We start from the raw sequence: 12,027 nt of genomic DNA, 5'->3' as shown, positions 1-12,027 counted from the left end.
CGTAACGCTCGCGCTCTTGCAAGCTCTTCCATCGTCCATCCCACGTGTCCTTTCCAGCAGCCACAGTCATCATCCGGTCAGATGCAGGCCATATCGGCACGCGTCAACTACGACATCCCGACGTATATCCGGCGAGGGATAAAGCTAAGCGGCTTGAATGAATAAACAAGCGTGGAATGACGCGAAAAGTGCCAAGCCACAAATTCGATATAATGACCATATTAAGTGGTCATATCATATCGAGGTGTCAATCGTGAAAATCACTGCCGCGGAATTCAAGGCTAAATGCTTGAAACTTATGGATGAGATCAATAAAACCCGTGAACCAGTTGTGATCACCAAACGTGGCAAACCTATCGCCAAACTGGTGCCAATCGAAGAACCTTCGGAGACCCAGTTCGGTTACATGAAAGGCACGGTCACTATTCTGGGCGATGTCGTTTCCTCTATCGATGAACCTTGGAGTGCTCTAACCGGAAATGAGGATGATCTCTATCGCGATCTCCCGCGAGGCGGGCAGCCCGACAATGGAGACAGGGCAAGTAAATGAACGGACTGCTGCTGGATACCCATGCCTGGCTTTGGTACGCGGAAGGCATAGCCCAGCGCTTGCCGGCAGATGCAATTGCACGTATCGAAGCCAAGCGCCGGCAATCTCGACTCTTCGTCTCCACGGTATCGGTTTGGGAAATCGGGATGCTGCAGAGCAAACGCAGACTCTCGCTCTCGGCGGCATTCAATGTTTGGGTCGAGCGTGCAACGTCTCTGCCGGGACTCCGATTACTGCCGTTGGATGTCGAAAGCACCGTGGAAAGTACCCGGCTTCCAGGGGCGATCCATGGTGATCCCGCCGACCGGTTTCTTATCGCCATTGCACGAGTGAAAAGCCTCCGTCTAATGACTGCTGACGAGAAAATCATCGCGTATGGGCGCGAAGGGTATGTCAATCTTTTCGAATTGGGAGATTAGAGCGATTTCATTTTGTTTTACGGTAGACCTACGTTGCGGAAATCATTTAGCCGTAGTGGAAATAGGGTGTGATAAGCGAAGCGATCCGCCCTTCGACAAGCTCAGGACAGGCCCTTCGACTGAGCTCGGGACAGGCACCGTTCGAGGTGGGGAGATAACTGGGGCCTATACGACCGGGACGAGGTGCTTTACCGTCCCTGGTTCTGGATTCCGGCAATCCCTACCGGAATGACGGCGTTGGGGGACGTAAGTTCGTAGCCCGCATGGAGCGCAGCGGAATGCGGGGAATGGAGTTGTCCCGGATTCCGCGTTCGCTCCATCCGGGCTACGGAGTTGCTATTGGCCGTAGGGTGCGGTGAGCGAAGCGAACCGCTCTTCGGCTTCCGATTCCTGCCGGAATGACGGCTTTGTGGGTTGACAAGGGCGGGGTAGGACGAATTACGGCCTAGGTGTCAAGTCCCGCAAGATCGTAAACCTTCTTTCGAAAAAGATGAGGATGGGACAGTTGCCAGTTTTTGAGAGCCTGGATCGGGGTGAGATGGCCTAAGGCCTTTTGGGGAATGTGATGATTGTACAGCTCGACATAGCGGTGCAAGGTGGTGTCCAGATCGGCGGTTGAATCGAAGTGATGGGTTTGCAACACCTCCTCGATGCGGCCATTGAAGCGTTCCACCAGGCCATTCGTTTGGGGCCGGCCCGGCGGAATCAGGCGATGTTCGATGCCTTGTTCAGTACAGAGGCGGTCAAACTCATGCGTCCCCGAGGGCTGCCGAGTTCGGGTCAGGAAACGGTCGGTAAACTCCGAGCCGTTGTCGGTCAGGCATTTCTGGATGCGGAAAGGCGCGGCCTGAATCACCGCTTTGAGGAAGTCCTTTGCGCTTAAGGCGGTGCGGTTGGGCTTGAGGGCGACATAGACCCAGCGGGTGGCGCGGTCGATGGCGACGAACAGGTATCGGCGGGGTTCGCCGTCGATGGCGGGCAAGTACTTAACATCCAGGTGAAGGAAGCCGGGCTCATAGGCCTTGAAGGGTTTGACCTTCGCCTTCTCTGTAGGCGGAAGCAGGGTCTTGAGGGACGCCACCCCGTGGCGGCGCAGGCAGCGGTCTAGCCCGGAACGGGACACGGCGGGATTGAGAAATTCCCGGGTCACGGCCAGGAGATCATCCAAGGGGAGGAGCAGAGCTTGGCGGAGGTAGACCACGATGGCTTCCTGGGCGGGCGTGAGCGTGGTTCTGAGGGTGTGGGGCCGGTGTGAGGCATCTTCGACCGAGGAGCGGTGTTTCCACTTGCGGACGGTCGTTCGGCTAATGCCATGCTTTTGGGCCAAGGCGCGCTCGCTCAACGTGGACGCTTGAATGGCCTGCCGAACGGCCGGGGTGGTACGGGCGTTCTTATGAAGACGAATCTGCATGGAGAGAAACCTCACTTGGACGAACCGAATATCTCCTGGAGAAGGCTCCGGGCTTCGAACAGAGCATAACTCCTTCTCGGTAAATAATCACACGAGACGCGACACCTAGGGTCTGACCTGCCCTCGCTCATTTTCCCTTCCCTCGATTGCCTTTCAATGAATCTGAAAATGCTCTAGAAGCAAACGGAACCTCACGCTTCGCTCCTTCCCGGAAAGAAGCGCGAGCCCGTTTCAGCGTGAGTCTTGAAAAAAATTTTCATCGACCGATTCAGTGGCTCACGTCCTGAGCGACTACCTCCCGTAAAGTATCTCCGTCCCTACATCCGAAGAAGATACGATCGATGTTCAAAGCTTTCCTTTCGTTTCGGAAACGCCGCGACGCTCGCGCGAACGCTTCCGTGCCCCACCCCACCTATCCTCTACCAAGACCGCAACCATCGTTCGATCGAGCGCAGGTCGCTTCCGCACGCGTCAACTACGACATTCCGACGTACATCCGGCGGGGCATCAAGCTCAGCGGATTGGATTGACTATGCTTAATTTGAAAAAAGGTTTCGAGCCATGACAAATCCAATCGCCCATGTCCGACAGACCGAAACCGGTGCATTCGTCACGCACGATCTATCTGACCACCTCTTCGGCACAGCCGCGCTGGCCCGCCAATTCGCCGAAACGTTCGGTAGCGGCGACTGGGCTTACCTGGCCGGTCTTTGGCACGATCTCGGGAAATACCGAGAGCGGTTTCAGCGCTACATCCGCAAATCCAGCGGCTACGACAGCGATGCCCATATCGAAGGCAAACCCGGCAGGGCACCTCATTCCACAGCGGGCGCTTTGCTGGCTTGCGACAGGTTCGATAAAGCGGGTCGCGTGCTGGCCTATCTGATCGCGGGACATCACGCCGGACTTCACGACTGGCACGGCGGGCTCGACTCGCGGCTGGACGGTGAAAACGCCAGGCGAGAACTTCAGGAAGCGCTCTCGGCCGGCCCGCCCGCCGAAATTCTCGCGGCCGGCGATACCTTCCGGCCCGACCTACGCCGCGTGCCAGGTCTCAAGGAGGGCTTCGCCCTGTGGATACGGATGTTGTTTTCCTGTCTGGTGGACGCCGATTTTCTCGACACAGAAGAGTTCATGGAGGAGGACAAGGCCAAACGGCGCGGCGGCTATCCGGAGATTCCGGAACTCCTTGCCTGTTTCGATCGCTATATGAAAGACATGGCCGAGCGGTTGGCCGAGAAAGGTCCGCTGACGCCCGTCAATCGGCTGCGGACGGACACTCTGCGCCAGTGCCGGGAACGCGCCGGCGAACCGCCGGGCTTGTTCTCCCTCACCGTCCCCACCGGCGGCGGCAAAACCCTGTCGAGCATGGCGTTCGCCCTGGAACACGCCAAGCGCCACGGCAAGCGCCGCATCATCTACGCCATTCCCTATACCAGCATCATCGAACAAACCTCGGACGTGTTCCGCCGGGTGTTCGAAGGGCTAGCTCCCGATCCGGTGGTCGAGCACCACAGCAACGCCGACGCGGACGCGAGCGAAGAAACGCTGAAAAGCCGGCTGGCCTGTGAGAACTGGGACGCGCCCATCATCGTCACCACCAACGTCCAATTCTACGAATCTCTATTCACGGCTAAAACCTCCCGTTGCCGCAAGCTGCACAACATCGTGAACAGCGTCGTGGTACTGGACGAGGCACATCTCTTACCGCCGGAATTTCTGCAACCCATCCTCGACGTTCTCAAGCTGCTCGCCCACCACTACGGCGTGAGCATCGTGCTGTCCAGCGCTACCCAACCGGCCTTGTCCACCCGCGAGTACTTCGATCCCAGTCAGAACCTGGACGGCTTGGACAATGTGCGCGAACTGATGGAGGGCGGCCCCTTCGTCCGCAATCCGGACGAGCTCTATCGGGCACTCAAGCGGGTCGAAGTCCGCCTTCCCGAGGATTGGAACACGCCGATGACCTGGGAATCCCTGACCGGCGAGTTGCAACAACGGGGTAGCGTACTGTGCATCGTCAACCGCCGGAAAGACGCCCGCGAGCTCTTCAAGCTCATGCCCAAAGGCACGCTCCATCTCTCGGCCCTGATGTGCGGCGCGCACCGCTCGGACGTGATCCGGCTCATCAAGAAACGGCTCGAGGCGGGAGAAATCGTGCGGGTCGTCAGCACTCAACTGGTCGAAGCCGGGGTCGACCTCGATTTTCCCGTGGTCTATCGAGCGCTCGCCGGTCTCGATTCCATCGCCCAGGCGGCCGGCCGCTGCAATCGCGAAGGGAAGCTGGAAAAAGGCGAAGTAGTGGTTTTCATTCCGCCCAAAGCGTCTCCGCCTGGGCTTTTGCGCAAAGCCGAAGATGCCAGCCGTACCGTGCTCTACGGCAAGATCGCCGATCCCTTGGAGCGTACCCTGTTCGACCGCTATTTCGTGCAGTTCTATCACGCCTGCCAGCTCGACCAGCACGGCATCCGCGACCAGCTGAAGGTCGGCGACAATTCGCTCGCCGTCAATTTCCGCACCGCCGCCGAAAAATTCCGCCTGATCCAGGACCAGGACAGCGCGACCATCGTGGTCCGCTACCGCGGCCTCGACCAGTCCGACAATACCGTAAACGCACTCCTAGGCAAGCTTCGCAAGGACGGACCGGAACGCTGGCTGATGCGTAAATTGCAGCGCTACACCGTCTCGGTGCCGCGGCGGTACGTGGAACGCTGGCTTCGGCTGGGCGATGTGCAGGAATGGCAGCCCGGTTTGTTCGTCCAGGTCAGCGATGTCGGGTACTCGAACGACCTCGGCCTTTTGCTGGAAGAAGATGACGGCGAGCCACCGGTGCTGTGTGTGTAACGAAGCCGACGAGTGCCCTGCGCGCACCGCATCCTGACGGTCATCACGGCCTAACGCAGCTGCCCTTGACCGACACGGTACGCTCGCTGCCCGTCTACTCTTAGGTAGACGAACTACACTTAACCTCGACCCTGACTGACAAGCTTGTCAATCGCCAAAGCCGCACAGGGCATGTGGCACAGTATGCGTCGACGTTTGCGGCGTGTCTCGGCTCTTGGGGACATAACTTGACGATTCGTTTCATTGCTCGACTTCCCGGCACAGTGGCTTTGGCGCAGAAAAAAGCATCGAAGTCACATGTCATCGATCACGTGGACGTAACCGACTTTCAGCCTGGTGGCATGGCCACAGGCACCCTGTCGGTGAATTCGGCTGTTGAAGTCCGCTCTCATGGCGACCGTTGCCCGTCCCCGTCTTCGGCCCCCTCTCCCAAACCACGCGGCAGCGGGCCTTCGTCCGAGGACATGCGGTGCTGCGAAGCACGGATAGACGAATTCGCCTTTCAACCCGTCACAAGGAAATCTCACGATGGAAAAAGAAGAAAGAGTATTGGTTAGCACACTAGGCAGAGCTCGCCTCGATCCGAGAACGGGCTACAAGATGGCCCGCTACCGGTTCGACAGCAACTCGGTACAAGAAACGCCTTTTCTCGGTCTCGCCTTACGGGGGATCTGCCAGCCGGATCGCATGATGGTACTCGGCACCACTGGAAGCATGTGGGATGTGCTCATCGAACACCATGCGGAAGACGGCAGCTTGGAGGACAAGCGGATCGAACTCATGGAAGCCGTGCAAAAGGAATCGGTCGACGCGGCGTTATTGAACGCAGTAACGCCATTGGTCGAACAACGCCTCGGTATCCCCACCAAACTGGTCCTGATTCCATACGCCAAGACACTGGAAGAGCAAGTCGAAATCCTGCGAATTCTGGCTACCGAAATCAAAAACGGCGAACAGGTCATCCTGGACGTAACCCATGGTTTCCGCCACCTGCCCATGCTGTCCCTGGTCGCGGGTCATTATCTCGAGCGGGTGAAAGGTAACAAAATCGAAGACATTTACTACGGCGCACTGGAGATGACGTCTCCCGAAGGAGAAACGCCGGTGCTCAAACTAACTGGGCTCCTTCGCCTAATGGACTGGATCGAGGCTCTTGCCGCCTATGACAAGGATGGCGACTACGGGGTCTTCGCCGACCTCTTGCAACAAGAAGGTTTTCCCGAAAATCGAGCGCAACAGCTCCGCAGGGCCGCGTTTTTCGAGCGGACTACCAACCCTGCCAAAGCCCGTCCGGTCTTGTCCGGCGTGTTTGCCGGCATCGAAAACCTGAACACGGCTATCGGCAGTCTGTTCCAACCCGAACTCTCGAAGCGCATTGACTGGTTTCGGCCTCCGCACCGGGACGCCTGGGAATTGGCGCTGGCCGATGCCTACTTGGAGAGAAGGGATTATCTGCGGACGGCGATTTACCTTCAGGAAGCGTTTATTTCCCGCAAGGTACGGGAGCAAAAGGGCGAGATGAACGATTTCGACACGCGGGATTCGGCCCGTCATCGGGCCAAGGACGATGAGCACTTCCGGAGACTGACTTATCTGCGCAATGCGATGGCTCACGGGATCAGGCCGGAGGACAGGCAAACCTTGGCGGCTGTGCAGGATGAAATCAGCCTGCGCAGCGCCCTGAAAGAGATTCGCAAGCAACTGTTTGGCAAATAAAAACAAGGAGAACACCGTGAACACCCTCACCGCGACCTACCGCATCGTCACCCCGATGTTCCTGGGCGACGCTGACCAGAAAGCCACGGAAATCCGCCCGCCTTCAGTAAAGGGCGCGTTGCGGTTCTGGTGGCGGGCGTTGAATTGGGGGAGGTTTCGGGCAAAGGCCAGCGATGACGCTGCCGCTTTGAGAAATCTGCATGAGATCGAAGCGGACTTGTTTGGCGCAGCGGCGGATGAGAAAAATGAAAAACGCGGACAAAGCCCGTTTTTCATTGAAGTTACTCATGGCATATACGAGAGGGAAACCGGATGGCCTCGGAACCAAACGCCTAGTGGTTATTTGGGATTGGGTTTATTTCCAATGAGGGAACATCAGCAAAGGGAAAGTTTCAAGGAAGAGCAAGATTTCACTATAACCCTGCGTTTCAGAGATGAAACCAATGATGAGAGGAAAAGACAGATACAAGACGCATTGATCGCATTAAATCTGTTTGGCGGATTGGGTAGCCGAGCCCGACGCGGATTCGGTTCGTTGGCGCTAACTCACCTGAATGGCGTTGCTTATGCCAGTAAGTCCAAACAGGACTATGCGCAACAAGTAAAGAATCTGCTCTCTGGTTATGAGCTGAGCCAATATTTGCCACCTTTTACTGCGTTCAGCAAACAAAGCTGTCTAGTTCTGTTCAATACCGACCGATCAGCCCGCGGTGCCCATATAAAGTTGGGTAACGCTTACCAACAATATCGTGGTCAACCAAGCAAATTACGCGGACGGATTAAAGCAGGCTTTGGTTTGCCTCTGGCTGGAGTCAGCCAAGAACGTCGCGCCAGCCCTCTCCTCATGCACATTCACCCGATAGGCGAGATGTTCCAAGCTACCGCACTGTATATGCCGGCGATATTTCACCCCAATTGGGAGAAAGTTCATATGTATGTGGTTGAAGATTTTTTGAATATCGGGGAAAGAATCGCGCTATGAGATACTTTCACTTCACCCTCGGTCCCGTACAAAGCTTCGTCGCCCAGGCCCGGCGTACCCGCGATTTTTGGGCCGGGTCGTTCCTGTTGTCCTATCTCGCCGGTGTGGCGATGCGCGAAGTGCGGGCGCAAGCCGGAAATGACGCCATCGTTTTTCCCAAGCCGGAAACAAGCTATTTGCATTGGATCAACGGCTCGCTGCGACAGGGAAAGGCCCCTCGGCACGGCGGCATTCCCAACCGGTTTCTCGCCAAGGTTCCCGACAATTTCAAACCCAGCCTGGTGGAAAAAGCCGTCAAGACCGCCTGGCGCCAACTGGCGGAGCTGGTTTGGAAAGAAGATTTCGGGGAGCGCTTTGGCGATACCGAGACCCGAAAAATCTGGAACCGCCAAATCGATGGATTCTGGGAAATCTCCTGGGCGATCGTCGATAAGGATACCGACACCAGCATACTCGACCGCCGCAAGAACTGGCGCAGTCACTATCCCCAGCCGGAACCTGGCCCAAAATGCATGATGATGGAAGGGATGCAGGAACTGTCCGGAGCGGAAAAACCGGGCCAGGGAAGGGAATTCTGGGACCAGTTGCGTTGGTCCAAAAAACCGCGCATCGCCACCGATCTCCGCGAAAACGAACGTCTGTGCGCAGTCGCCTACGTCAAGCGGCGCTTCGTCCACTACTTCCAGAACTTCGAGGCCGACATGCCTTCCGGCTGGAAAGCCCATGGCTGGCGCTTGCCGCGTCACGTGGATTCCGTCGTGTATTTGGCGGCGCGGCCCTGGCTGGATCAGGTTCAAGAGCTCGCGAAAGAAAAGCCCGCGCTCGAAGAGAAACTCCGGACCTTCTACAACGCAGCCCGCGTTCTGAGCGACGAAAGCGAAACCACGAACGAGTCCTATGACTGGAAATCCGTAGAAGAGCTGGCTTTCTTCGAAGCGGATTTGCGCAATCCCAGACTCTTTCCCGATCGGGAACGGGCCGAGCGCGCCATCAATGCCCTAACCGCCTTGCAAAAGGCCGACGACCTCGGTCCGCCGGCGCCCTACTACGCTCTGCTGCTGATGGACGGCGATTCTCTGGGCAAGCACATGAGCGACCGCAACAAACGCGAACTTATCAGTGAGGCGTTGAAGCGTTTTACCGAGAGAGTGCAAGAGATCGTCGAAACGGAGCATCAAGGTTTATTGATCTATGCCGGCGGCGACGATGTGCTGGCTTTGCTGACCGTGGAGGCCGCCTTGCCCTGTGCGAAAGAGTTGCGAAACGCCTATGACGCTGCGTTCAAAAACGCGTTCAAGGGCAAGGAGGAAGACCTCCATTTCCCAGCCACCATCTCCGCCGCCATCGAATATGCCCACTACCGTCTGCCGTTCACCAAGATTCTGGCCGACGCCCACTACCTTCTGGACGACGTCGCAAAAGACGGGCGCGGACGCGATGCGGTAGCGGCGCGGGTGTGGAAGCAAAGCGGCCTGCACCTGACCTGGGCGCAGCCGTGGGAGATCGCCTTACAGGACGGCGGAATGCTCGCTCTCGTGGACGCCTTGAAAACACGGGACATCCAATTTGCCGGCGGCTTCTTCTACCGGATGCGCGATCTGTTCGAACTATTGAACTCACCAGATGAGCAAGCTGAAAACCGGATCGGCACAGACGATATGGCCAAGCTGCTGGCCCATGAATACGCCCATTCCGGCATCCACGGCAACACTCTGAAACCGAAGGACGCGGAAACTCTAATCCGGCCATTGCTGGCTCAATGCCAGCCCATGCGCCGCAAGGCCGACGATCCAAAAAGCGTGAAGTTCGAACCGGACGTACCAGAACGCTATGAAGCCGACGCCGCCTTACTGGTGAGATTCATGGTAGCCCACAGCAGCAAAACATCACCGAACACGATCGGAACATGAGCACGAACGATTACACCACTTGGCGCCTACACGCGCTGGACACCTGGTTTTTCCGTGAGACGCGGCCGTTCGACACCATAGGCTCGCCGGAACTGTCCAGCCATTTCCCGCCGCCCGCGCCCACCGTAGCCGGAGCGATCAAGACCTTGGTCGGCGAGCAAGCAGGCATCGATTGGCGGGAGTTCAAGCCCAAAACAGCCCAAGACGAACCCCGCGACGAACGCTACGGCCGGCTCGGCGATCTGCATTTGCGCGGCCCGTTTCTTTGCCTCGACGATCGGTTGCTCTTTCCCGCGCCGCTGTTCCTGTTGGCGAAGAAAAAGAAGCCCGAAGCCGGAGAAGCCGGTGCCCCGGCGACCGACAAGAACCCCGAACTGTCACTGCACCGCTTGCGAATCGGTAAGCCGGTCGAAACCCACCTCGGCATCGTGCGCCTCCCGGAACTGCCGAAGAGCGAGAACGGTGACGAGGACAAAGGCTACAAACCGATGGAAAACGCCTGGCTTACGGCGACCGGTTTGAAAAAGGTGTTGGACGGTAACGTACCAAACTCCCAGGACATCTTTATGCCGGACCAGCTCTACGCGGCCGAATCCCGCCTCGGCATCGGCCGCGACAATCGAACCAAAACGGTACGGGCCGACGATGCCCTTCTCTACCAAACCCGCCATATCCGCCCGTACGACAACGTAAGTCTGGTCGTCGGCATCGAGGGACTTCCTCCCGATATCCAACCCAGTCCGGTGCGGCTGGGCGGCGAGGGGCGACTGGCTCTGATAGAAGCCGTGCCGGACGGGCTGAATTTACCCGAGAAACCCTCTCCCGACGGCGAAACCCACGGCTTGATCCTGATCCTTCTGACACCGGCCGATCTGGACAACGCCTGGCGGCTACCCAATTCCAAATCGGAGGCTCCCGCCGAACGCGACAGCGGCAAAGCCAAGCTTTGGCGTTGTGAAATCGATGGTGTGAAGCTGGTTGTCCACTCCGCCGTGATCGGCAAGCCGCTCCGGGAAGGCGGCTGGCATATGGCAGAGGGCAAACCGCGCCGCGTGGAAAGCCTTGTACCCGCCGGGTCGGCCTGGTACTGCACCGTCGAGAATATGGACTTGAAAGCGGCTATCGGCAAATTGCACGGCATTCAGGTCGGCGACGGCGAAAAACTCGGGCGCGGACTGATCGTCGTGGGACTGTGGCAGCGTAAGGAAGGCGCGGAAATCTGATTTTGATCGCCCTGCCTCTTCCACTTTTTTTCGGCAGGAGCAAGAACAACCATAAACATGGAGAAGAACAAGATGTACTCGACTAGCGCGATCTTGGGGTTATTGACCGAGACCAGCCTTCACGCCGGCGCCGGCCAGACGCTAGGCGTCATCGACCTGCCGATTCAACGCGAGGCGCACACACATTGGCCGTGCGTCTACGGCTCGGCTGTCAAGGGAGCGCTGAGGGCGCGAGCCGAAAGCGCGGAGCTACCGGACATCGATCTGATTTTCGGCCCTCCCCCTCCCAAAGCCGGCAAATCCATCGACCATGCCGGCGCGCTCTCGGTCGGCGACGCCCGGCTGTTGCTGCTGCCGGTACGCTCGCTGACCACCCATTTCCGCTGGGTCACGTGTCCCGCCGCCTTGCACCGGTTTCGGCGGGATCTGGCGCGGCTCGGCCTGGCTTCGGCATTCGGCGCATTCGACATCCCCGAACCGGCCGAAACCGAAACGCACCAGGCAACCGCCCTGGTCACAGAAGCCGCGAACGAGGGACATTTGTTCCTAGAGGAATACCGTTTCGAAACGCGCACCGCGGATTTGAGCGCCATTATCGCCGCCTTGGCCAAACTGCTGCCCGACAACATGGAAGACGACTTGAAAGCTCAACTGACGCTCATGTCCAACGACGCTTTTCGCCATCTCGCTGAATACGCCACCCCGGTCAACGCGCATGTGCGGCTGACCGACAAGAAAACCGTAGCCCCGCATACGCTCTGGTACGAGGAAACCCTGCCGCCGGAAACCTTGCTGTACGTCGCGCTTAATGCGGTGGCCGCCCGCGGAAGCGGTGCCGAACTCCAAGCAACGGACGTACTCGCGCGGATCGGGCAGGACCTGTTCGGCCAGCACCCGTATTTACAACTCGGCGGCAACGAAACCGTCGGCATGGGCTGGTGCCGGGTACGCTTCATCGACGGGGAGGGTTGA

General features: G+C 58.2%; 10 protein-coding genes. 9 read left to right on the top strand and 1 reads right to left on the bottom strand.

The genetic code is table 11. From position 1 onward, the window contains the following. Window positions 1-157 precede the first annotated feature (157 nt). Both QEN43_RS20575 and QEN43_RS20570 read left to right on the top strand, forming a co-directional pair. Complete coding sequence (locus QEN43_RS20575; protein ID WP_156912702.1) at window positions 158-550, top strand: type II toxin-antitoxin system Phd/YefM family antitoxin; 393 nt, start codon at window positions 158-160, stop codon at window positions 548-550. Then, window positions 547-969: a type II toxin-antitoxin system VapC family toxin gene (locus QEN43_RS20570; RefSeq protein ID WP_026610101.1), complete on the top strand. Its 423-nt coding sequence runs from the start codon at window positions 547-549 to the stop codon at window positions 967-969. The genes QEN43_RS20575 and QEN43_RS20570 overlap by 4 nt, the downstream gene beginning before the upstream one ends. A 445-nt stretch (window positions 970-1,414) precedes the next feature. Here the strand turns inward: QEN43_RS20570 and QEN43_RS20565 are convergent, their stop codons facing one another. After that, on the bottom strand, window positions 1,415-2,380 hold the full coding sequence (locus QEN43_RS20565; RefSeq protein ID WP_026610806.1) for an IS481 family transposase: 966 nt from the start codon (window positions 2,378-2,380) through the stop codon (window positions 1,415-1,417). 561 nt (window positions 2,381-2,941) lie between these two features. On the opposite strand from QEN43_RS20565, the gene QEN43_RS20560 reads away from it, so the two are divergent. The 7 genes from QEN43_RS20560 to cmr4 all read left to right on the top strand — a co-directional run bounded on the left by QEN43_RS20560 (window position 2,942) and on the right by cmr4 (window position 12,027). Further along, complete coding sequence (locus QEN43_RS20560; RefSeq protein ID WP_026610098.1) at window positions 2,942-5,224, top strand: CRISPR-associated helicase/endonuclease Cas3; 2,283 nt, start codon at window positions 2,942-2,944, stop codon at window positions 5,222-5,224. Window positions 5,225-5,397: 173 nt separating this feature from the next. Continuing rightward, window positions 5,398-5,781 (top strand): CRISPR-associated protein Csx16, encoded by a 384-nt coding sequence (locus tag QEN43_RS21890; protein ID WP_396662049.1) that lies wholly within the window; start codon window positions 5,398-5,400, stop codon window positions 5,779-5,781. Continuing rightward, entirely contained in the window at window positions 5,753-6,940 is a 1,188-nt protein-coding gene (gene csx2 / locus QEN43_RS20555) for a TIGR02221 family CRISPR-associated protein (protein WP_026610097.1), read from the top strand. The genes QEN43_RS21890 and csx2 overlap by 29 nt, the downstream gene beginning before the upstream one ends. 16 nt (window positions 6,941-6,956) lie before the next feature. Then, on the top strand, window positions 6,957-7,922 hold the full coding sequence (cmr1, locus tag QEN43_RS20550) for a type III-B CRISPR module RAMP protein Cmr1 (RefSeq protein ID WP_026610096.1): 966 nt from the start codon (window positions 6,957-6,959) through the stop codon (window positions 7,920-7,922). After that, window positions 7,919-9,832 carry a type III-B CRISPR-associated protein Cas10/Cmr2 gene (gene cas10, locus QEN43_RS20545; RefSeq protein WP_051331586.1) on the top strand — a complete coding sequence of 638 codons (1,914 nt, stop codon included), beginning with the start codon at window positions 7,919-7,921 and terminating at the stop codon, window positions 9,830-9,832. The genes cmr1 and cas10 overlap by 4 nt, the downstream gene beginning before the upstream one ends. Next, window positions 9,829-11,055 carry a type III-B CRISPR module-associated Cmr3 family protein gene (locus tag QEN43_RS20540; protein WP_317963560.1) on the top strand — a complete coding sequence of 409 codons (1,227 nt, stop codon included), beginning with the start codon at window positions 9,829-9,831 and terminating at the stop codon, window positions 11,053-11,055. Before cas10 ends, QEN43_RS20540 begins: the two co-directional genes overlap by 4 nt. A 72-nt stretch (window positions 11,056-11,127) precedes the next feature. Continuing rightward, window positions 11,128-12,027, top strand: coding sequence for a type III-B CRISPR module RAMP protein Cmr4 (gene cmr4, locus QEN43_RS20535; RefSeq protein ID WP_317963559.1), 900 nt, complete (start codon window positions 11,128-11,130; stop codon window positions 12,025-12,027).

This window comes from Methylocaldum szegediense, from assembly GCF_949769195.1.
GTDB lineage: Bacteria > Pseudomonadota > Gammaproteobacteria > Methylococcales > Methylococcaceae > Methylocaldum > Methylocaldum szegediense.
Note: the sequence above shows the minus strand (reverse complement) of the source record. Positions and strands in the feature narration are given on the sequence as shown.